Raw genomic sequence first — 20,258 nt, forward strand, 5'->3', positions numbered from 1 at the left:
ACTCAGCAGGGCAGCGCTCCCTCCGGGTGCCCGTGTTCGCGGCCGCACGCGGTGAGGGCCAGGACGCCGGAGCCGGTGACCCGGGTGTGCGGACCCAGGGAGCCGGGGTCGACCGAGAGCCGCGCCGCGATGTCGGTGGCGTGGCAGGTCTCGGGGATGCCGAACTCGTCCATCACCTGGCGGCGTCGGGCCAGGTACGCCTCGAAGTCCATGAGGTCCACCCCGTCGAAGGCGCCGTCGGGGAAGCCGTCCAGGTGCGGCAGGAGGTAGCCGGCCTCGGCGGGATGCGCGGGGGCACCGGCCCCGACGGGACGGCTCCGGCCCCTCTCACCCTGTCTCTCCCCCTCCCTCTCCCCCGCCTCGAACACGTCGTAGTGGCGCACCACTTCCCCGCCCTCGGCGATGCACCACGCCGTCCATCCGTCCCCGCAGCTCATCCCGTACCACTGCGCGGCCCCGAACCGTCGGCCGAGGTCGGCGCAGCGCCGGCGGACGACGGGCCCCTGGGCCTTCTCCGGGTCGTCGGCGTCGCCGATGCGGTGGGTGTCCTCGGAGGACTCGCCGAAGACCAGGGTCCAGCCGTCCAGGGCCGGGCTGACGAAGACGCGGGCGCACTTGTGGTGGGTACGGGTGCGGTGCCATCCGTGGTGGTCCTGGTTCCAGGCCGCAGCGCCCGTGCGCAGGGTGACCGGCTCGGGGTCGGCCAGGCCGAAGGCGTCCAGTACGGCGTCCTGGTCGGTGCTCGGGACGGCGTACCAGGATCCGCACACATGCATGCCCTCCGGGATCTCGGTCCGCCGCTTGATCCTGGTCAGGCGCCGCCAGGCCGCCAGGTCCCGGCGGTCGAGCACGGCCGGTCCTGCGACGGCCGCGAGTGCCTCCAGGGCTCCGGCCCGGATCCCCGGCGCGGGCGCGGGCCGCCGCCGTATGCGACGCAGCAGGGGTACGGCGGTCTCGGCTCCCATCGCCTCGAACAGCAGCACCGCCTGCCGCCGGACCTCGGGGGCCGGATCGCCGAGCAACGGCACCGCCGGGTCGGCGAACCGCCGTGGTGCCGCCTTGTCCTGGTGCCGCAGGACGGAGAGCGCGAGCTCGCGGACCGTGGCGTGCGGGTGCTTCAGCAGCGGGACGTAGACGCCGGGGTCGTCCACCTCCAGCCGTGCCGTCGCCCAGGCGATCCGCCGCGCCACCTCGGGCGACCGGGCCGCCCGCGCCGACGCGGCGGCCTCCGCCAGCGGCAGGAGCGCGGGTTCCCCGATCCGGCACAGCACGTCCCCCGACACCGTCCACTCCACGGGCGATTCCTCGTCGCAGAGCACGTCCAGCACGGGTGCCACCACGCCCACGCCCTGCTCCACCAGGGCGTCACGGGCCGCCCTGGTGTCCTCCAGGGACCCGGCGAGTCGGTCGGTCAGCGCTGCCTCGTCCATGGCGGGGACCCTAACCGGGGGCACTGACAACACCGGACGGACGGGAGAACGCGGTCAGGCCGCCCGCTCCTCCAGCCACCGTCGCGCCCCGGCCTCGCTCGGGTACTCGCGGACGGTCAGCATGGCGACCGACCAGCCGACGCACCACGCGGCGAGCATCGGCAGGACCGGCGCGGCGATCAGCAGGGGCAGGAGGCCGGCACGGGCAAGTCCCGGGGAGCGGGACATCCGGTCTCGCCGGGTCTCCCACATCCGCTGAGGGCTCGGAGGATCGAGGAGTTGCCTGCGGTGGTCTCGCCGCTGCTTCGTCCACCCCCACACAAGCAACACGCCGGACGCGACCGCCTGCGCCCAGTCCCACACCGCGCGCACCGTCGGCGGCAGGTCGCTGCGGGGAACACCCAGGTAGAGCCGGAACGCGAGGTAGCAGTAGACGGCCAGGAGGGGAAGCCACACGACCGCTGTACGGATCCTGCGGGCCCAGTAGCGCGTGCCTCGCTCGTACCAACTCCTGCCGAGCCCCGGCAGCTTCGGGATCGGCGCGGGGGCCCGGGGGGTCGAGGCGTCAGAAGATGCTCTTGATGCCATGCCAGACGTCATCCTTCAGTCGTACGAGGTCGTCCCCGGTCTCGGAGAGGACGTCGCCGGCGCCGTGCAGCACCCCGCCCACCACCCCGTGGTCGTGGATGTCCTCGCTCCAGTGCTCATGGAAGGCGTGGTCGATCACGCTGGTCGCGACGATCGTCGCTCCTACACCGACCACGGCCACCGCGCCGGCGGTCAACTCGACGGGAGCGGCGGCGACCACGCCCGCGGTGATCGCCGCACCGGCGGCGAGGCCACCGAGATTGGCGCCCTCGTCCACCACGACGGACTTCTTCCAGGACCACCCCTTGTCGTGGTCGTCGGAGGCCTCCAGCACCCCGCAGGCACCGGCCGCGGCGACGTCCAGGACCGGGATCTCCCTGAGGAACTCCGGCAGTTCCGCCACGCCCCTGCCCACGCGCAGCGCCTCCGCCGCGTCCGCCAGCTTCACGTTCAGCGCCCGGTCGTACGGCAGTGCCGTACTGCCGTTGTCCGCGCGGGCGATGGCCTCCTCCAGGGAGTCGAGCTTGGTGACCGCGTCCGCGTAGGCGCCTTTGGCCGGAAGGTCCTTGGGCAGCGCGCGGCCCGCCTTCTGGTACGCCTTGCGCTCGGCCCGGAGCTCCTTCTTCGCGGCCTGCTCCTCCGCCTTGGCGCTGTCGAGCGCGGCCCGCGCCTCCCTGCCTCCGGCCCGGGCGTCCTCGGCGTCGTAGGCGTACAGACCGCGCAGCGCGTCCGCGAGGGTGACCTTGTCCCCGGTCGACGCCGGCGCCGTCACCTGTGCGTAGAGCCCGCGCAGCTTGTCCGCCGCGACCAGCCGGGCCTGCTGGGCGGTGTGCAGGATCTGGCGGCGGACCGTGTCGTACTCGGTCAGCGCGGCGGTGGTCGTCCGGTCACCGGCGTCGGGTGGGGCCGCCGTGACGACCGGCAGCGGCACGCCCCCGGCGCCGGTGGTGACGCCCTGCCGCGTGGCCGTGTGCTCGGCGTTCTGGAGGGCCGTCTCGCAGGTGGACAGGGCGTCGACGAGGTCGGAGACGATGTCGCCCGCGCTGTGCACGAGGGTCGCGAAGCCGCCGGCCGCCATGAGGTCCTCGCTCCACTTGGCGCGGAAGGTCTCGGCGGCCTCGCCCTGCCAGTGCGTGTCGGCCGCCAGGTTCTCGACCGCGCGACCGAGGGGCGTGACCACGCCGTCCAGCTTCTCCTTGGCGGCCCGGTACGTCTCGGCCATCGTGCGCAGTCCGCCGATGTCCCCGCCGACCCAGCTGTCACCCACCGGTCCTCAGCCCTCCCCCGCCATCAGGTCCTCGAACAGCCCGTGTACGTCGATGTCGTGCCGTCGGAAGGAGTCGCGGGCGTGGGCCACCTTGTCGCCGTGGTCGTCGAGGCGGTCGGCCAGGCCGGCATGCAGGCCGACGATGAGCCGGGCGACCTCGTTCAGGGCGTGGTCGAGGCCGGGGTCGCCGCAGTCGGCCACGGGCGGGGCGACGGCGGCGTGCAGGCCGCGATAGTGGGTGGCCTCGTCGTGGAAGGTCTTCGCCATCGCGGTGAGGTCGCTCTGAACCGCCTTGAGGTCGGCCATCACGCCACCTCGCGGGCGTACGCGGCCAGGTCCGCCGGCCGCCAGTTGGGCGGCCCGGGCGCGATCCGCGGATCCAGCCGGACCGTGACGCCGAGTTCGCCCACCCCTTCGGCCAGCGGGCCGAGCGACGTGGCCACCCACGGCTGCGCCTCGCCGAGCGCCGCGACCAGCCTGCCCAGGGTGGTGAAGGCGAGGGCCACGGTGCCGTCCGTGGGGTGCGCGAAGAGTTCGTACGCGATGAAGGGGATGCGGGTGGGGGTGCCGGAGGCGTCGTCCGTGTCGAGGTGGCGGAGATGGGCGGGGACGAAGACGGGGGTGTGGTAGGCCGGGCTGCCGGGGCGTCCAGGCCGTTCGACGTCGACGTAGTCCAGGAGGCGTGACCGACGGGGCTCCTGGGCCTGGGCCGACACCGCGGGCGGCGCCGCCCTGTCGGTCGGTTCCACGTAATCGAGAAGGCGCGAACGTATCGGTGTACCCACCGCTGTGTCCTCTCCCCGTCATCACACCCGATGTGGCGCCACCAACGTAGCCAGCACACAAAGGGGCAGATCACTCCATGCCGGGGCGAGGGGGACAGCGCATGCGGAACCCATACGCCGGTTTGGCCACGGTCTGGCCAGCCCTTGACCGCGTGATGACCACCGACGGGGATCGCACCGCCGGGATCACCCCTCCGGCAGCGCCGCCTTCCCCCGCCCCACCTGGGTCCGCAGCGCGCCGATGCTCGCCGCGATGACGAGGGCGATGGCGAGGGACTCCAGGGCGGACAGGGCCTGGTCGAGGATGAGGAAGCCGGCGGTGGCGGCGAGGGCCGGTTCCAGGCTCATGAGGATCGCGAAGGTGGAGGCGGGCAGGCGACGCAGGGCGAGGAGTTCGAAGGTGTACGGCAGGACGGAGGACATCAGCGCGACCGCCGAGCCCAGTGCCAGCGTGGTCGGGTCGAGGAGTTTCGTGCCGGCCTCGGCGATGCCGAGCGGCAGGAACGCCACCGCGGCGATCATCATGGCCAGCGCCAGCCCGTCGGCCTGCGGGAAACGGCGGCCGGTGCGCGCGCTGAAGACGATGTACGTCGCCCACATCGCGCCCGCGCCCAGCGCGAACGCGGCACCCAACGGGTCGAGGTTGGAGAAGCCCCCGCCGCCGAGGAGGAAGACTCCGCCGAGGGCGAGGCCCGCCCACACCAGGTTGATCGCGCGGCGGGACGTCAGGACGGAGAGCGCGAGGGGGCCGAGCACCTCCAGGGTGACGGCGGGCCCGAGCGGGATGCGGTCGGCGGCCTGGTAGAAGAGGCCGTTCATCGCGGCCATGGTGAGGCCGAAGAGGGTCAGCGTGCCCCAGTCGGCGCGCGAGTGGCCGCGCAGCCGGGGGCGGCAGACCAGCAGCATGACGACCGCGGCGGCCGCCAGCCGCAGGGTGACCACACCGAGCGCGCCCGCCCTCGGCATCAGCGACACCGCGAGCGCCGCACCGAACTGGACGGACACCCCCGCGGCGAGCACCATGCCCACCGGGCCGAGGGCGTTCCGGCGGGGCGAGGCGCTCTCGGGCGGGGAGGCGACCGGGATCGACGAAGGGGCGTCGGCGCTGGGTGTCGTCACGGGGCTTCCAGGGATCGGCTCGGGGCTCAGGGCCCGGGGCGGGTTCATCACGGCGTACTGCTCAGTCCACGGTAATGGACTTCGACAGGGGTGTGAACCCGTTTTGCGGCTGACCTCGGCGGCGCTCGCCCGCGCGGGGACCGGCCGGGTCGGGGATGCCGTCCCGAGTTCACCCGCGACCGCTGTCCCCCTCGCCCCCGTCGGCCCAGTCGCCCCTGCCGTCCCCTTCGTCCTCCCCCAACGCATCCGCCAGCACCTCCGCCAGATGCCGCCCGCGCCCCCCCGCGAGCTGCTCCAGCTGGGTCCGGCAGGAGTAGCCGTCGGCCAGGACCACCGCGCCGTCCGGTGCCTGCCGTACCGCCGGCAGGAGCTGCTCCTCGGCGCAGGCGGCCGACACCTCGAAGTGCCCCTTCTCGAAGCCGAAGTTGCCCGCGAGACCGCAGCAGCCGCCGCTCAACTCGCCTGACAGCAGGGCGGCTTGACGCAGCCGGCGGTCGGCCGCGTCGCCCAGGACCGCGTGCTGGTGGCAGTGGGTCTGGCCGGTGACCGGGCGGTCCAGGGCGGGCGGGGTCCAGTCGGGGGCGAGGCGTTCCAGCGCCTCCGCGAAGGTCAGCACCTTCGCGGCGAGGCGGGCGGCGCGGGGGTCGTCGTGCAGGAGTTCCGGCAGGTCGGTCCGGAGCGCGGCCGCGCAGCTGGGCTCCAGGACGACGACCGGGGCGTCCGTCTCCAGCACCGGTGCCATGAGGTCCAGCGTGCGCAGCAGCACCGTACGGGCACGGTCCAGCTGGCCGGTGGAGACGTACGTCAGACCGCAGCAGACGCGGCTGCGGCGCGTGCTGAGCAGGGAGATCGCCGCCTTGGACGAGCCGTCCCCCACCGGGCGCACCGCCATCCGCAGCGTCGGCGGCAGCACCACCCGCAGCCCCGCCGCCTCCAGCACCCGCACGGCCGCCCGTCCCACGGACGGCGAGAGGTGTTCGGTGAAGGTGTCGGGCCACAGGACGACCGTCTCCCCCGTGTCGCGGCGACCCTTCGGCCGCCTTCCCCACCAGCGGCTGAACGTCTCCGTCGCCACCCGCGGGATCCGCCGCTCGGGCGCGATCCCGCCGAGCCGCCTGGCCAGCGAGGCCAACGGCCGTACGCCGGACAGGGCGTTGACGATCCCGGCCAGGCGCAGCCGGGTGACCGCGCGGAGCCACACCGGCAGCCACCCCATGCTGTAGTGGGCGGCCGGGCGTCGGCGGCCCTCGTAGTGGTGGTGCAGGAACTCCGCCTTGTACGTGGCCATGTCGACCCCGACCGGGCAGTCGGACCGGCAGCCCTTGCAGGACAGGCACAGGTCGAGCGCGTCCCGGACCTCCGTCGAGCGCCAGCCGTCGGTCACGACGCCTCCCGCCTCGCCCGCGAGCATCTCGTGCAGCAGCCGGGCACGCCCGCGCGTGGAGTGCTCCTCCTCCCCGGTGGCCCGGAAGGACGGGCACATCACGGCGGCCCCGGACCCGGATGTCGTACGACACTTGGCGACGCCCACGCACCGCCGTACCGCGGCCGAGAAGTCGCCGCCGTCGGCCGGGTAGCCGAAGGCCACGTCGACGGGCTGCCGGGGCAGGACGGCGAAGCGCAGGTTGGCGTCCAGGGGGGCCGGGCGGACCAGCATGCCCGGGTTGAGCAGGTCGTCCGGGTCCCAGACGCTCTTCGTCCGCTCGAACAGCCGCACCATGTCCGCCCCGTACATCCGGGGGAGCAGTTCGGCCCGGGCCTGGCCGTCCCCGTGCTCGCCGGACAGCGAGCCGCCGTGCGCGACGACCAGGTCGGCCAGCTCCTCCGAGAAGCGGCGGAAACGGGCCACGCCCGCCTGCGTCAACAGATCGAAGTCGATCCGGACATGGATGCAGCCGTCCCCGAAATGGCCGTACGGCGTCCCGCGCAGGCCGTGCTCCGCCAGGAGCCCTCTGAAGTCCCGCAGATACGCCCCCAGCCGGGCCGGCGGCACCGCGCAGTCCTCCCACCCGGGCCACGCCTCGCTGCCGTCGGGCATCCGGGTGGCCGTACCGCTGGCGTCCTCCCGGATCCGCCACAGCGCCCGCTGCCCGGCCGGATCGGTCACCACCAGCGCGTCGAGGACGTCCGCGGCCCGCACGATCGCCTCCGCACGCGCGCGTGCCTCGTCCTCGGACTCCCCGCCCGTCTCCACGAACAGCCAGGCCCCGCCCCGCGGCAGCCCGGCCGCCGAGCGCACCAGATCCGCCGCCATGCCCTCCACCGTCAGAGGGCGGTGCGGCAGCAACCCGGCCGCGGCCTCGGCGGCCGCGCCCTCCTCCGGATACCCGAGCACCGCCAGCGCACGCGCCCGCGGCGCCTCCACCAGCCCCACGACCGCCTCCGTCACCACCCCCAGCGTGCCCTCCGACCCGCAGAAGGCCCGGGCGACATCGGCCCCCTTCTCGGGCAGCAGCGCGTCCAGCGCGTACCCGGAGATCCGCCGCGGCAGCTCCGGAAACCCGGTACGCAACCGCTCCAGCTCACCGTCGACGAGTTCCCGCAGACCCGCGGGCGCCCCCCGCCACCCCTGCCCCAGCCGCAGCCGTTCCCCCCGCCCCGTGACCACGTCCAGCTCCCGCACACTGTCCGCCGTCGTCCCCCACGCCACCGAATGCGACCCGCACGAGTTGTTCCCGATCATCCCGCCGAGCGTGCACCGACTGTGCGTCGACGGATCGGGCCCGAACCGGAGCCCGTACGGAGCGGCAGCGCCCTGAAGCCGGTCGAGCACGAGCCCGGGCTGCACAACGGCGGTACGCGCCTCGGCGTCGATCGACACCAGCCGGTTCATGTGCCGGGTGAAGTCCAGGACGACACCTGTGCCGGTGGCCTGCCCGGCGATGGAGGTCCCGCCCCCACGCGCCACCACCGGCACCCCCTGCGCCCGGCACACCTCCAGCACGGCCGCGACGTCGTCGGCGTCCCTGGGAGCGACGACCCCCAGGGGGACACGCCGGTAGTTGGAGGCGTCCATGGTGACCAGCGCCCGCGAGGTGACGTCGAAACGGACGTCACCACGGACGGCTTTGCGCAGCCCGACCTCAAGATCCGTCATGACTCCAGCCAACCAGCACGTACCGGCCGGGTCAGCTCCTCCGGCGTTCCCGCCGCACCACGCGTCTCACCCGACGGACGAGGTTTCGCCCAGATTTCCTCCACGGGCTAACCTCACTCCGTGGCCGACATCCAGATTCCCGCTGACATCAAGCCCGCCGACGGTCGATTCGGTGCGGGTCCCTCCAAGGTGCAGGTGGAGGCGCTCGACGCCCTCGCCGCGACCGGTACTTCCCTCCTCGGTACCTCCCACCGCCAGGCCCCGGTCAAGAACCTGGTCGGCAAGGTACGGGAGGGCATCAGTGAGCTGTTCCAGCTCCCCGAGGGCTACGAGGTGATCCTCGGCAACGGCGGTTCCACCGCGTTCTGGGACGTCGCGACCCACGGCCTGATCGAGAACAAGTCGCAGCACCTGAACTTCGGTGAGTTCAGCTCGAAGTTCGCGAAGGCCGCCAAGCTCGCCCCCTGGCTCGCCGAGCCCACTGTCATCGCCTCCGACCCGGGCACACACCCGGACCCGCGGGCCGAGGCGGGTGTCGACGTCTACGCGTTCACGCACAACGAGACCTCCACCGGCGTCGCGGCGCCCATCAAGCGCGTGGCCGGCGCCGACGAGGGCGCGCTGGTCCTCGTGGACGCCACGTCGGGCGCGGGCGGCCTCCCGGTCGACGTCTCCGAGACGGACGTCTACTACTTCGCCCCCCAGAAGTCCTTCGCCTCCGACGGCGGCCTGTGGATCGGCGTGTTCTCCCCGGCCGCGATCGAGCGCGCCGAGCGGATCCACGCGAGCGGCCGCCACGTCCCGGAGTTCTTCTCCCTCCCGACGGCGATCGACAACTCCCGCAAGAACCAGACGTACAACACCCCGGCCCTCGCCACGCTCTTCCTCCTGAACGAGCAGCTGGAGTGGATCAACGGCCAGGGCGGCCTCGCCTGGTCCACGGGCCGCACCAAGGACTCCTCGACCCGCCTCTACGGCTGGGCGGACGAGTCCAAGTACGCGACCCCCTTCGTCACCGACCCCGCCAAGCGCTCCCAGGTCATCGGCACCATCGACTTCTCCGACGAGATCGACGCCACCGCCGTGGCCAAGGTCCTGCGCGCCAACGGCATCGTCGACACCGAGCCCTACCGCAAGCTCGGCCGCAACCAGCTCCGCGTCGCCATGTTCCCGGCGATCGCCCCGGCCGACGTCGAGGCCCTGACGAAGTGCGTCGACTACGTCATCGAGAAGCTCTGACCGCTTCGGTACGACGATGAGGGGCGCCCGGCGAAGCTTCGCCGGGCGCCCCTCATCGTTGTCGACCTTCGTTGCCGAGGCTCAGCCGCGCAGGCCGAGATCCCCCAGCAGCGTGGTCACGGTGGTCGTCGCGGAGCTCACCGGGCCCAGCGGCTTCGGGTCGGGGGACTTCTGGCAGGTGGCGTCGGCGACGCCGGTGCCGTGGGGCAGGGTGCCGTCGAGGAGGTAGGCGGCCAGGTACTTGTCGAGGCAGGCGTTGCCGCTCAGGGTGATGCCGTGGTTGCCGCCGCCCTGTTCGACGACGAGGCTGGAGCGCTTGAGGAGGCGGTGGGCGGTGACGCCGCCCTGGTACGGGGTGGCCGCGTCGTCGGTCGCCTGGAAGAGCAGCGTGGGCGGCAGCTTGGAGTTGGCGACGTTCACCGGCTTGTGGGACTTCGTGGGCCAGAACGCGCACGGGGCGTTGTACCAGGCGTTGTTCCAGGCGAAGAACGGCGCCTTCTCGTGCACCGCCCAGTTGTCCTTGCGCCACTGCTTCCAGTCACGCGGCCAGGAGGCGTCGCTGCACTGCACCGCGGTGTAGATGCTGTAGCCGTTGGCGTCCTTGGCGTCGGAGGACCCGTAGTTCTCGTACGCCTTGACCAGCGGTGCGGAGTCCTTGTCGTTCACGTAGGACGCGAACGCCTGGGCGAGGTGCGGCCAGTAGGCGTTGTTGTAGCCGCCCGGCAGGAAGGTGTCCTCGAACTCCGAGGCGCCCACCTTGCCGCCCGCCGGCTTCTTGGCCAGCTCGGCGCGCACGGCGTACCACTTGGCCTCGATCTTCGCCGGGTCGGTGCCGAGCTTGTACGTGCTGTCGTACTTGGCCAGCCACGCCATGAACGCCTTGTGGCGCTTCTCGAAGGCGTAGTCCTGGGCGAGGTTGTCCTCGTACCAGACACCGGTCGGGTCGACGATCGAGTCCAGGACCAGGCGGCGCACCCGCTGCGGGAAGAGCTTGGCGTAGACCGAGCCCAGGTAGGTGCCGTACGAGTAGCCGAAGTAGTTGATCTTCTGGACGCCGAGGGCCTTGCGGATCGAGTCCAGGTCCTTGGCGGCGTTGATCGTGTTGATGTACGGCAGTACGTCGCCGTACTTCTTGCCGCAGGCGTCGGCGAAGGACTTGGCGCGCGCGAGGTTGGCCTTCTCGATGGCGGCCGTGCTCGGCACCGAGTCGGGGCGCACCGGCTTGAACTGGTTCGGCTCGCAGTTCAGCGCGGGCTGGCTCTTGCCGACTCCGCGCGGGTCGAAGCCTATGAAGTCGTACTGGGCCGCGACCTCCTTGGGCATCGCGGCGGAGACCCAGCCGGCCATGTCCAGTCCGCTGCCGCCGGGGCCACCGGGGTTGAGCAGCAGCGGGCCCTGGGACTTGGTGCCGGTGTGCCGGACGCGGGACACCGCCAGGGTGATCTTCCGCCCCTGCGGCTTCGCGTAGTCGAGCGGCACCTTCACCGAGCCGCATTCCAGCGTCGGGTAGTCGTCCGTGGCGCACTTGGTCCACGTGACCTTCGCCGTCTGGGCGCCGGCCCCGGACTGCGCGGCGGTGGCCTCGGCGGGAACGGCGGTGAGTGAGCCGGCCAGCACGACGGTCGCGCCGCACAGCACTGCTGCGCTTCTTCTCATGGAGTTCTCTCAGAACGTGGGGGGTGAGGTCAGGACCGAACTTGCAAGATCCTGTTGGAATCCTGTCGAAGAAGCGCCTACATGAGAACCGTTGTGAGGAAAGATTTGAGACAGATGTGATCCAGGGGCACTCGGTCCACACCGAACACCCCTGTCACAGCACACCTTTCACACCGCGATCACGTGGCCGTACAGCTCACACTCGGCACACCCCCGCCACCCGGCGCGCCCCCGAACCCGAAGCTCGCCGAACCGCCCGCCGGGACCGCCCCGTTGTGCGAGGCGTTCGTCGCCGTGACGGTCGCGCCGCTCTGGGTGTGCGCCGCGTTCCACATCGACGTGACCTTCTGAGCGCCCGGCCACGTCCACGTCACCTTCCAGGACTTGAGCGCGGTCGTGCCCGCATTGGTCACCTTCACCTCGGCGTTGAAGCCGCCGCCCCAGTCGCTGCTGACGGAGTACGCGGCGGTGCAGGCGGCGGACCCACCGGGCCCACCCGGGTCGCCCCCGCCCGGACCGCCCGGAAAGCCCGGCGCCTTGACGCTCGCCAGATAGCCGTCCTTCACCGTGTCCACGCTCTGCCAGTCGTCCTTCAGGATCCCGCCCGTGTCACCGGAGTTGGGGTTCCAGGACCAGAAGGTCCAGTGGAAGGAGTCGGAACCGTACGTCGAGGTCGGCCGCAGATAGTCCACCAGCGCGGCCAGCCACTTCTGGTCCACCGCCGACTGGAGGGTCGTGCCGAACTCGCCGACCCAGACGGGCGCGATGTTCTGCTTGAAGATGTAGCCCCAGTACCGGTCCCAGATCCCCGGCATGTTGGCGGGGAAGGACGGATCGCTGAACCAGCTCTGCTGGGCGACGGACGTGGCGTAGTCGTGGGCGGAGTAGACGAGCCGGTTCGGCACGTCGAGGTGCACCGGGTGGTCCGCGACCCCCATGAGGTTGCCGCCCCACCAGCCGGAGACGCCGTTGTACGACTGCACTCCCTCGACCATGATCAGCAGCTCGGGGTTGACGGACAGGACGGCGTTGCCGGCCCGCTGGGCGGCGAGCCGCCAGTCCCTGGCGGCGTCCCCGCAGCCCCAACAGGCCGGATCGTGCGGCTCGTTGTGCAGGTCGATGCCGACGACCGTGGAGTTGCCCTGGTACCGGGCCGCCAGGGACTTGAGGTTGGCGATCCACGTCGATTCCGGGACCGCCGCCGTGTACCAGAGCGCCGACTGACCCGCGGCGTCCGGGCGGTGCCGGTCGAGGACGATCTTCAGGCCGGCCTGACCGGCGTACCCCACGATCCTGTCCATGACCTGGAGGGAGGTGAGCCCCTGGAGGTCGGCGTTCTTGCCGGCGGAGAAGTCGATGCTGTTGGGCATCGCGCCGTTCTTGAGGATGTCGTCACTGAAGGGCATGCGGATGGTGTTGTAGCCCAGCGACTTCATCTGGTCGATCATGGATTTGTAGTCCCGGGCCCACAGGCCGTGGACGACGTTGTTACTGGTCTCGAAGCCGAACCAGTTGATCCCGGCGATACGGACGGGCTGCCCGGCCGCGTCCAGGATCTGGCGGCCGCTGGTGTGCCAGTAGCCGGCGCCCGCCGCGTCCTCGGCGGCTCGGGCCGTCTGCGCACCGGCCCCCAGCGGTATCAGGAGCGCGGCCGCCACCGCGCACAGCGCTCTTCGCAAGCTGCGGAACATGTCGCTGCTTCCTCTCGGGGTGCGGGCCCGGAAGGGATGGGAGCGCTCCCACCACCCGCACCCCCCATGGAAGTCAGGTCACATGAACACGTCAAGACATCGGGCGTCACCTGGTACGCGAGGCGTTACCGGCTGAGCTTCTGGAACCTCCGTACCGCCAGCGGCAGGAAGATCAGCGTCAGCACCACGGGCCACAGGCCGGCCATCAGGAGCGCGTGCTGCTCGACCCAGGAGTCGCCGCCGCCGACCGGGGTGCCGAAGAGGTCGCGGCTGGCCGCGGCCGTGGAGGAGATCGGGTTCCAGGCGGCCACCGTGCCGAGCCAGTCGGGCATCAGCTGGGGGGCGACGAAGATGCTGGAGATCATGGTGAGGGGGAACGCGACCGCGAACAGCCCGCCCGCCGCCTCCGGGTTGGGCACCATCAGGCCCAGCCACACGCCGATCCAGATCAGCGCGAACCGGAGCCACAGCAGCAGCCCGAACGCGGCGAAGAAGCCGAGTCCGCCGTCCGGGCGCCAGCCCATCGCGACCGCCGTCAGCATCATGATGGCCAACTCGGCGCAGGCGGCGAGCAGATCGGTGATCCCGCGCCCGGCGACCACCGCGGACGAGGCCATCGGCATGGAGCGGAACCGGTCGATGACGCCCTTGGTGGAGTCGTAGACGACGAGCGTGGCGGTGTTGATGAAGCCGAACGCCATGGTCATCACGAACATGCCCGGCATCAGGAAGTCCTTGTAGTCCCCGCCGCCGGGCACCTTCATCGCGCTGCCGAAGACATAGCCGTAGAGCAGGACGGAGAGGATCGGGAAGCCCAACTGCCAGGCGATGTTGACGGGTTGCCGCTGGTAGTGGGTCAGTCCGCGGCGGACGACGTTCCATACGTCGGCGAGCACCCAGTAGACGCGCCCGTGTTCGCTCGGTGTGCTCAGGTCGACGGCGGTCATGCGGCGGCCTCCTTGCCGGTCTGCTCCGTGCGGTGTCCGGTCAGGCGCAGGAAGACGTCGTCGAGGCTCGGCCTGCGCAACCCGATGTCCTCGACCTTCACGCCCTCGTCCTGGAGGGTCCGCGCCACCTCGGTCAGGGCGGACACCCGGTCGGTGACCGGGGCGTGCACCCGCGACTCGGTCTCGTCGGACTCGGGTTCGCCGTCCGAGACCCGGGCGACGACCTTCACCACCCGGGGGATGTCGGCGGGTTCGGCGACCACGACCTCGATACGGTCGCCGCCGACCAGCGTCTTCAGCCCGTCCGGGGTGTCGTCGGCGATGGCCCGGCCCTGGTCGATGACGGTGATGTGCGAGGCCAGCTTGTCGGCCTCCTCCAGATACTGCGTGGTCAGCAGGACAGTCGTGCCGCCCGCCACCAACGCCCGTACGGAGTCCCAGACTTCGCCGCGGCTACGCGGGTCGAGGCCCGTGGTCGGCTCGTCGAGGAACAGGACGGCGGGCGCGAGGATCATCGAGGCGGCGAGGTCGAGCCGGCGCCGCATGCCGCCGCTGTACTTGCCCACGCCCTTGCCGGCGGCGTCGGTCAGGTCGAACTGTTCCAGGAGTTCGGTGGCCCTCGCCCTGGCCCGCCGGCCGCCCAGATGGAAGAGCCGCCCGAACATCTCCAGGTTCTGGCGGCCGGTGAGCACCTCGTCCACCGCCGCGTACTGGCCAGTGAGGCCGATCCGGGCGCGCACCTCGCGCGGCTGCCGGACCACGTCCAGGCCGGCCACGGTCGCCCCTCCGGCGTCCAGCCGGAGCAGCGTGGACAGGATGCGTACGGCGGTGGTCTTGCCTGCCCCGTTCGGCCCGAGCAGGCCGTGCACAGTGCCCTCGCGGACGGCGAGGTCGAAGCCGTCGAGGGCGCGCTTCTCGCCGTAGCGCTTCTCCAGCCCCTCGGCCCGTACCGCGTATCCGTCGTTCATGGTTCCCCCTTCTCGGACAACTGAGTACACCGTACCCGATTGCGCGTACGTTGTACCCAGTTTTTGCGCGGGGACTTAAGCTGAAGGACATGACGAGCGGCAGGGACGGTACGGAGACCAGCGGCAGCGGCGATATCGCGCGCACCCTCGAACTGCTGTGGGACACCGGCCGACGGCCCAGTCGCGGCCCCAAGCCGGGGCTCACCGTGGACCGGATCGTGGAAGCGGCTGTCCGGATCGCGGACAGCGAGGGGCTGGAGGCGGTGTCCATGCGCCGGGTCGCGACCGAACTCGGCACCGGCACCATGTCGCTGTACCGCTACGTCCCCGGCAAGGGCGAGCTGCTCGACCTGATGCTGGACCGCGTCCAGAGGCCCGCCGAGGACCGGGCCGACCTCGGTCCCGACGACGACGGCGGCTGGCGCTGCGCGCTGCAGGCCATGGGCCGCGAGACCCTCGCCCTCTACCGCCGCCACCCCTGGCTGCTCAGGGTCAACCAGTCCCGGCCGATGCTCGGACCGAGCGCGCTCGACGGCATGGAGAAGGTGCTCAGCCGGATCAAGCCGATGGGACTGTCCGACCCCGAGCTGATCTCGGCGATCATCATGGTCGACGGCTACGTCGTCGGCGCGGCCCGCACCCAGCTGTACGCCCAGGAGGCGGAACGGCACACGGGACTGACCGACACGGAGTTCTGGGAGGCGCAGGCGCCGGTGCTGGAGAAGGTCATGACCTCGGGCCGCTATCCCCTGCTGGCCGCGCTCTCCGAGGACAGCTTCACCACCGAATTCGACCACTTCGAGTTCGGACTCCAGCGAATCCTGGACGGGTTGGAGGCGTTCGTCGCGCGGCGCGGCGGCGAGGCGTCAGGTGGCGGGTCAGCTACGACGGCGTAGGCGCCGGAGGCCGAAGAAGCCCAGGAAGAGCGCGGCCACGGCGAGTGCGCCGACCTTGACGCTGCCGCCGGAGCCGGAGGATCCGTCACCGGAGGAATCCGCCGAACCACCGCCCCCGGAAGGGGACTCGCCCCCGCCGTCCCCCGGCGCGTCCTGCGCCTCCACCTCGCTGTCGGCCCCCTCCATACCGAGCAGGATCCTGCTGCCGTCGGCTGAGTAGCTGAGGGACTCGCCCTGCCCGATGGGCACGCTGATCCGGCCCCCGCGCTTGAGGTCCCCGCCGTTCCAGTCGTACCAGATGCCGCCGAAGTACCCCCGTACGGCGAGCTGTTGGCCGTCGGGCGAGAACGCGGCGTCGGTGGCCCACAGGTCGACGGGGGCGACCGGCTTGTAGAGGTTCGTGCCGGACGAGGAGAGCTTCGCGGGCCCCTCGTAGAGATGCCCGCCGTCCTCCTGCTTGTCGATGATGTACACCCGCCCGGTCTTGGGGTGGACGGCGAGCGACTCGGCGTCGCGGGAGCCGTCGGAGTACTTCACGACGTACTGCGTGGCCCGGACGGTCTGGTCCCTGAGTTCCTTGGGCTCGGGCAGCTTGTAGATCCACACGTAGGGCCAGGCCACGCCGTCGTTGTCGCCGATGTCACCGACATAGAGCTGGTTGTCCGGACCCATGGCGACGGCCTCGACGTCCCGCGGAGTGCCGACGCCGGTCAGCGTGATCCTCGCGACGGTCTCACCGGTGCCGCTGTCCACGGCGTAGAGGTAGGCGCCGGTGTCCTGGTCGTTGTGCGTCCAGTAGATCCCGGGGTGCTGCCGCGAGGCCGCGAGACCGCTCGACTCGGTGATCCGCGGGTCCTTGATGGTGAACCCCTCATCGCCGTCGGCGGCGGCCGCGGGCGCGGCGAGAACACCGGTGAGGAGACCCGCGGCGAGAAACACAAGGAGGCGACGCATGCCCCAAGCCTGCCATCCCCTCCGGGGGTTCGGCGGGTGGGTGCGGTGCCGTGGGTTGGGCTGTGCGGGTTTCGCCGTCTGGGGTGCCTTGTTCGGTCGTATGGCGGGTGCGGCTGGGTGGGGGCTGGTCGCGCAGTTCCCCGCGCCCCTTAGGTGGGTGGGGTTGCCGTGGGGCAGACGTGCAGGTCTCGCCGTTTGGGGTGCCTTGTTCGGTCGTATGGCGGGTGCGGGTTTGTTGTGGCTGGTCGCGCAGTTCCCCGCGCCCCTGAAAAGCGGAAGTCGCCGTCGGGCATGAGGTGCCCCCGGCTGTTGGCGCCCTGGCCGCCCACGGCGGTAAGGGGACGGGGCGGGGGGTGTCCGCCCGCAGCGTCCGGCGTCCAACACGCAGCACAGCTGGAAGACACAGCACCGCCGGACCGAGGACGGAGACCCCCCGCCCCGGCCCCGACCCACCACACAACCGTGGGCGCTACAGAAACCCCCACCGAAGCCGCACAGCGCGCCGCGAGGCATCCCGTGCCCGTGGTCGGGCTCACACCCCGTCCCTCCCCGTGATCGTCCATGATGAGCGGATGCTCAGGTTCATGCCCGTCGGGGACTCCATGACGATCGGGAGCGCAGGCGAACACACATGGCGTTATCGGATGTGGCAGCACCTGCGGGACACCCACGGCGCCCCCTTCGCGGTCGTCGGGCCGCGTGCGGCGCTCCATGACAAGGCGACCGACACTCCCACGTCGTACGAGTACGCCGACCCGGACTTCCCCCGCGCCCACCTGGCCGGCTGGGGCGAGGGCTGGCTGCACATGGCCCCGCTGGTCGGCGAGGCGGTACGGGCGCACCGGGCGGACGTGCTCCTGGTGTCGCTCGGTCTGATCGACCTGGGTTTCTACACGAACGCCGAGCAGACCGCGGAGAACGTCGGCCGTTTCGTGGCGGAGGCCCGCGCGGCCGAGCCCCGCGTCCGGATGGTCCTCCTGCCGGTCATCCCGAACGTCCGCGCCCAGTCGGACCCGGCGTTCGCAGACCAGGTCGCCCTCTTCAACGAGCTCCTGGCGAAGACCGCGGCCGACCTGGACGAGCCCCGCTCCCCCCTGCTGCTCGCCTCGATCCCGCCGTCGTACGACATCGACGCCGACACCTACGACGGCACGCACCCCAACGCGAGCGGCGAGCACAAGATCGCGGCGGCCTTCGCGGACGCGATGTACCAGGGGTGGGATCTGGGCGGCCCCTACGAGGGCTGAGCGTCACCGATGACGGCGACGAGGTGCTCGGCACACGGCCGCACAGAGGACCGCAGATCGTCCCACCCCTCCTCCCGCTCCCCCAGATAGACCGCCCGGGCACGCTCCAGCACCGGCCGGTACGGGGCAGGCAGCCGCTCGACCGCCCACGCGGCGGCCTCGTCCTTGGAGCGGATCGCCCCGGTCGCGAGGGTCGTCCACACCCGGGCGAGGGTGAGCAGCACGTTGCGCGTGTCGGTCTCCACCTCCTCCATCAGCTGCGGCACGCCGGCGACGATCGCGCGGGCGAGGTCCTCCGACGGAACGGGGTCGAGCAGGTCGGCGGGCGGCGGCCCGTCCAGCGGCGCGTCCCCCCGCAGCACCATCGTCAGCAGCGGCGCCAGATCCGGCATCACCTCCCGCCCCGGCACGACCCCGCTCTCGTACCCCGCCCGCAGCCACTCCCCGTACAGGAAGTCGCAGGTGGGCGGATACCGCCACGGCCTCACATCGTCCTGGACGACGACGATCAGCTCGACGGGCCGGGCGCCGTTCCCCGACATCTTCAGCAACTCCTCCAGCAGTTCCCGGCGTTCGCCCCCGGTCAGACTCCGGCGTACGACGACCAGGACATCCACGTCACTGTGCGGGCGGAGTCCACCGAGCACCGCCGAGCCGTGGAGGTAGACACCCAGGGGGTTGTCGCCGAGGGTGCGGTGGAGGAGGGAGAGGAGGGAGCGTGCACCGGGTTCTGGCATATGTCCTGACCTCCGCGTCCTGGTCACCGTGCGTACCGTTGTACCGCGCGGCCGTCCTTGCGTAAGGGCGTGCCGGGGAGGAGCGCCACGATGACCGTCCTTGACGACAGGATCAAGATGGCCGACGAGAGCGGCGCGCTGACTCTGGACGTCATGTTCGAGTGGCTCGAGAAGATGCCCGTCCCCGAGGGAACCAAGGTCGAGATCGTCGGGGGGAACATCTTCCTGACGCCTCAGCGGGACACCCACTGGGAGATCATCGCAGCCGTCTACGACCAATTGCGGGAGAAGTACCCCCGCCAGCGCGTGAAGTCCGACGTACGCATCGACTACCCCGGCCACCTCAACGGCTTCGCAACCGACGTGACCCTGCTCGCCAAGGACGCCGAGAAGAACGAGAGGGGCCTGTGGCGATACCAGGACGTCGTCTTCGTGGCCGAGGTCATCTCCAAGCGCACCGCGGTCAACGACTACGGGCCGAAGAAGACCGCCTACGCACGCGCCGAAATTCCCGTCTACCTCATCGTCGATCCCTACCAAGGCCGCTGCCGCCTCTTCACCCACCCCAAGGACGGTGACTACGCCACCGATACGAAACTCGACTTCGGCCTTGACGTCGACCTCACCGGCAGCGTCGTCGGCCTCACCCTCAAGACCGACGACTTCCCCCGGGACTGAGCCGCTCCCCGGAACCGTCTAGAACATCGTGTTGTCGTTCGCCGAAGTGGCCGGCACGTCCTGGATCACGTCCCAGTGCTCCACGATCTTCCCGCCGCGCACCCGGAACAGGTCCACGATCGCCTGACCCCGCTCCCCCGGCGCGTTCACGTAGTGGCTGTGGACGGCGACCAGATCCCCCTCGGCGACGACCCGCTTCGGCGCGACCGCCAACTGCGGGAACTGCTTGAAGTAGCCGCCCAGCCCGGCCTTCGCACCCGCCACCCCGTCGGCGATGTTCGGATTGTGCTGGTGGTACTCGGGACCCCAGTACCGGTCGAGCGCGGACAGGTCCTTCTTCACGATCAGCTGGTCGAAGGCCTTGGTGACCAGCTTCTTGTTGTACGCGGTCAGCCACCCCGGACCCGGCTGCCCGGTCCGCGGCCAACTCACCGTGGAGAACATGTCGTTGCCGTTGGCGGTCGTCTCGGGCACGTTCTGTCCCACGTCCCAGTGCTCGGCGATCTTCCCGCCCTGGAAGCGGAAGATGTCGAAGACGGCCTGCCCCTTCGTGCCCGGCGTCATCACGACGTTCGAGTGGACGAGGACGAGATCGCCCTCGGAGATGACCCGCTTCACGTCGTAGACGGCGTCCGGGAACTGCGCGTGGATCGCCGTGCCCAGGTTCTTCAGAGTCTCGGCGCCGTCGGGCGCGAGCGGGTTGTGCTGGATGTAGTCGGGGCGCACGAAGCGGTCGACGACCTTGGTGTCCCCGCGCTCGAAGACGCCCTTGAGGACGCGGACGGTGACGTCCTTCTGGTAACCGAGGCGTGCGGAGTCGCCGTAGGCGAAACCGCCATGGGAGACCGGGGCGGGGGCCGCGGCGGCGGGGAGGGCTGCGGCGCCCAGCAGGGCGGTGGTGGCCGCGAGGGCGACGAGGGCCTTGCGGGCGGGCGTGGTGGGGGTCACGACGCTCCTTT

Annotated in this window: 18 protein-coding genes; 4 read left to right on the forward strand and 14 right to left on the reverse strand. The window is 71.3% G+C overall.

Annotated elements, in window-relative coordinates; all coding sequences use genetic code 11:
- Positions 1-2 precede the first annotated feature (2 nt).
- The 7 genes from SLINC_RS19980 to SLINC_RS20010 all read right to left on the reverse strand — a co-directional run bounded on the left by SLINC_RS19980 (position 3) and on the right by SLINC_RS20010 (position 8,286).
- Positions 3-1,430 carry a HEAT repeat domain-containing protein gene (locus SLINC_RS19980; protein ID WP_067434792.1) on the reverse strand — a complete coding sequence of 476 codons (1,428 nt, stop codon included), beginning with the start codon at positions 1,428-1,430 and terminating at the stop codon, positions 3-5.
- Positions 1,431-1,484: 54 nt separating this feature from the next.
- Positions 1,485-2,018 carry a hypothetical protein gene (locus SLINC_RS19985; protein ID WP_067434795.1) on the reverse strand — a complete coding sequence of 178 codons (534 nt, stop codon included), beginning with the start codon at positions 2,016-2,018 and terminating at the stop codon, positions 1,485-1,487.
- Positions 1,996-3,285: a WXG100 family type VII secretion target gene (locus SLINC_RS19990; RefSeq protein WP_067434798.1), complete on the reverse strand. Its 1,290-nt coding sequence runs from the start codon at positions 3,283-3,285 to the stop codon at positions 1,996-1,998. Before SLINC_RS19990 ends, SLINC_RS19985 begins: the two co-directional genes overlap by 23 nt.
- Positions 3,286-3,291: 6 nt before the next feature.
- Positions 3,292-3,591 carry a DUF6317 family protein gene (locus SLINC_RS19995; RefSeq protein ID WP_225988321.1) on the reverse strand — a complete coding sequence of 100 codons (300 nt, stop codon included), beginning with the start codon at positions 3,589-3,591 and terminating at the stop codon, positions 3,292-3,294.
- Positions 3,591-4,034 carry an SAV_915 family protein gene (locus SLINC_RS49380; RefSeq protein ID WP_225988320.1) on the reverse strand — a complete coding sequence of 148 codons (444 nt, stop codon included), beginning with the start codon at positions 4,032-4,034 and terminating at the stop codon, positions 3,591-3,593. The genes SLINC_RS19995 and SLINC_RS49380 overlap by 1 nt, the downstream gene beginning before the upstream one ends.
- 222 nt (positions 4,035-4,256) lie before the next feature.
- Positions 4,257-5,237, reverse strand: a complete 981-nt coding sequence (locus tag SLINC_RS20005) for an EamA family transporter (RefSeq protein ID WP_067434804.1) — start codon at positions 5,235-5,237, stop codon at positions 4,257-4,259.
- 121 nt (positions 5,238-5,358) lie between these two features.
- Positions 5,359-8,286: an FAD-binding and (Fe-S)-binding domain-containing protein gene (locus tag SLINC_RS20010; protein WP_067434807.1), complete on the reverse strand. Its 2,928-nt coding sequence runs from the start codon at positions 8,284-8,286 to the stop codon at positions 5,359-5,361.
- Positions 8,287-8,406: 120 nt separating this feature from the next.
- Here SLINC_RS20010 and serC point away from each other — a divergent pair, with 120 nt between their 5' ends.
- Positions 8,407-9,525, forward strand: a complete 1,119-nt coding sequence (gene serC, locus SLINC_RS20015; protein ID WP_067434810.1) for a phosphoserine transaminase — start codon at positions 8,407-8,409, stop codon at positions 9,523-9,525.
- Positions 9,526-9,606: 81 nt separating this feature from the next.
- Here the strand turns inward: serC and SLINC_RS20020 are convergent, their stop codons facing one another.
- The 4 genes from SLINC_RS20020 to SLINC_RS20035 form a co-directional block, all read right to left on the reverse strand.
- Positions 9,607-11,181: an alpha/beta hydrolase gene (locus tag SLINC_RS20020; RefSeq protein ID WP_067434813.1), complete on the reverse strand. Its 1,575-nt coding sequence runs from the start codon at positions 11,179-11,181 to the stop codon at positions 9,607-9,609.
- Positions 11,182-11,360: 179 nt separating this feature from the next.
- Complete coding sequence (locus SLINC_RS20025; protein ID WP_067434816.1) at positions 11,361-12,872, reverse strand: cellulase family glycosylhydrolase; 1,512 nt, start codon at positions 12,870-12,872, stop codon at positions 11,361-11,363.
- Positions 12,873-12,997: 125 nt separating this feature from the next.
- Positions 12,998-13,819 (reverse strand): ABC transporter permease, encoded by an 822-nt coding sequence (locus SLINC_RS20030; RefSeq protein WP_067434819.1) that lies wholly within the window; start codon positions 13,817-13,819, stop codon positions 12,998-13,000.
- Positions 13,816-14,787, reverse strand: a complete 972-nt coding sequence (locus SLINC_RS20035; RefSeq protein ID WP_067434822.1) for an ATP-binding cassette domain-containing protein — start codon at positions 14,785-14,787, stop codon at positions 13,816-13,818. The genes SLINC_RS20030 and SLINC_RS20035 overlap by 4 nt, the downstream gene beginning before the upstream one ends.
- Positions 14,788-14,876: 89 nt before the next feature.
- Between SLINC_RS20035 and SLINC_RS20040 the strand changes: the two genes are divergently transcribed.
- Positions 14,877-15,683 carry a TetR/AcrR family transcriptional regulator gene (locus tag SLINC_RS20040; protein WP_067434825.1) on the forward strand — a complete coding sequence of 269 codons (807 nt, stop codon included), beginning with the start codon at positions 14,877-14,879 and terminating at the stop codon, positions 15,681-15,683.
- Here the strand turns inward: SLINC_RS20040 and SLINC_RS20045 are convergent.
- Complete coding sequence (locus tag SLINC_RS20045; protein WP_067434828.1) at positions 15,666-16,637, reverse strand: WD40 repeat domain-containing protein; 972 nt, start codon at positions 16,635-16,637, stop codon at positions 15,666-15,668. The two genes, SLINC_RS20040 and SLINC_RS20045, sit on opposite strands and share 18 nt — an antisense overlap.
- 572 nt (positions 16,638-17,209) lie before the next feature.
- On the opposite strand from SLINC_RS20045, the gene SLINC_RS20050 reads away from it, so the two are divergent.
- Positions 17,210-17,884: an SGNH/GDSL hydrolase family protein gene (locus tag SLINC_RS20050; RefSeq protein WP_067434831.1), complete on the forward strand. Its 675-nt coding sequence runs from the start codon at positions 17,210-17,212 to the stop codon at positions 17,882-17,884.
- Here SLINC_RS20050 and SLINC_RS20055 read toward each other — a convergent pair.
- Positions 17,872-18,621: an aminoglycoside adenylyltransferase family protein gene (locus SLINC_RS20055; protein ID WP_067434834.1), complete on the reverse strand. Its 750-nt coding sequence runs from the start codon at positions 18,619-18,621 to the stop codon at positions 17,872-17,874. The genes SLINC_RS20050 and SLINC_RS20055 overlap by 13 nt on opposite strands.
- A gap of 90 nt (positions 18,622-18,711) precedes the next feature.
- On the opposite strand from SLINC_RS20055, the gene SLINC_RS20060 reads away from it, so the two are divergent.
- Complete coding sequence (locus tag SLINC_RS20060; protein WP_067434838.1) at positions 18,712-19,299, forward strand: Uma2 family endonuclease; 588 nt, start codon at positions 18,712-18,714, stop codon at positions 19,297-19,299.
- 18 nt (positions 19,300-19,317) lie between these two features.
- Here SLINC_RS20060 and SLINC_RS20065 read toward each other — a convergent pair whose 3' ends face one another.
- Positions 19,318-20,247 (reverse strand): nuclear transport factor 2 family protein, encoded by a 930-nt coding sequence (locus SLINC_RS20065; RefSeq protein WP_067434841.1) that lies wholly within the window; start codon positions 20,245-20,247, stop codon positions 19,318-19,320.
- Positions 20,248-20,258 lie beyond the last annotated feature (11 nt).

Source organism: Streptomyces lincolnensis, assembly GCF_001685355.1.
GTDB lineage: Bacteria > Actinomycetota > Actinomycetes > Streptomycetales > Streptomycetaceae > Streptomyces > Streptomyces lincolnensis.

What these genes read in the sequence shown, in the direction of transcription:
- SLINC_RS20035 (WP_067434822.1), bottom strand. Translation starts at nt 14,787, where the DNA reads ATGAACGACGGATACGCGGTACGGGCCGAGGGGCTGGAGAAGCGCTAC.
- SLINC_RS20040 (WP_067434825.1), top strand. Translation starts at nt 14,877, where the DNA reads ATGACGAGCGGCAGGGACGGTACGGAGACCAGCGGCAGCGGCGATATC.
- SLINC_RS20045 (WP_067434828.1), bottom strand. Translation starts at nt 16,637, where the DNA reads ATGCGTCGCCTCCTTGTGTTTCTCGCCGCGGGTCTCCTCACCGGTGTT.
- SLINC_RS20050 (WP_067434831.1), top strand. Translation starts at nt 17,210, where the DNA reads ATGCTCAGGTTCATGCCCGTCGGGGACTCCATGACGATCGGGAGCGCA.
- SLINC_RS19980 (WP_067434792.1), bottom strand. Translation starts at nt 1,430, where the DNA reads ATGGACGAGGCAGCGCTGACCGACCGACTCGCCGGGTCCCTGGAGGAC.
- SLINC_RS20020 (WP_067434813.1), bottom strand. Translation starts at nt 11,181, where the DNA reads ATGAGAAGAAGCGCAGCAGTGCTGTGCGGCGCGACCGTCGTGCTGGCC.
- SLINC_RS20055 (WP_067434834.1), bottom strand. Translation starts at nt 18,621, where the DNA reads ATGCCAGAACCCGGTGCACGCTCCCTCCTCTCCCTCCTCCACCGCACC.
- SLINC_RS20030 (WP_067434819.1), bottom strand. Translation starts at nt 13,819, where the DNA reads ATGACCGCCGTCGACCTGAGCACACCGAGCGAACACGGGCGCGTCTAC.
- SLINC_RS20060 (WP_067434838.1), top strand. Translation starts at nt 18,712, where the DNA reads ATGACCGTCCTTGACGACAGGATCAAGATGGCCGACGAGAGCGGCGCG.
- SLINC_RS20005 (WP_067434804.1), bottom strand. Translation starts at nt 5,237, where the DNA reads ATGAACCCGCCCCGGGCCCTGAGCCCCGAGCCGATCCCTGGAAGCCCC.
- SLINC_RS20010 (WP_067434807.1), bottom strand. Translation starts at nt 8,286, where the DNA reads ATGACGGATCTTGAGGTCGGGCTGCGCAAAGCCGTCCGTGGTGACGTC.
- SLINC_RS19985 (WP_067434795.1), bottom strand. Translation starts at nt 2,018, where the DNA reads ATGGCATCAAGAGCATCTTCTGACGCCTCGACCCCCCGGGCCCCCGCG.
- SLINC_RS19995 (WP_225988321.1), bottom strand. Translation starts at nt 3,591, where the DNA reads ATGGCCGACCTCAAGGCGGTTCAGAGCGACCTCACCGCGATGGCGAAG.
- SLINC_RS20025 (WP_067434816.1), bottom strand. Translation starts at nt 12,872, where the DNA reads ATGTTCCGCAGCTTGCGAAGAGCGCTGTGCGCGGTGGCGGCCGCGCTC.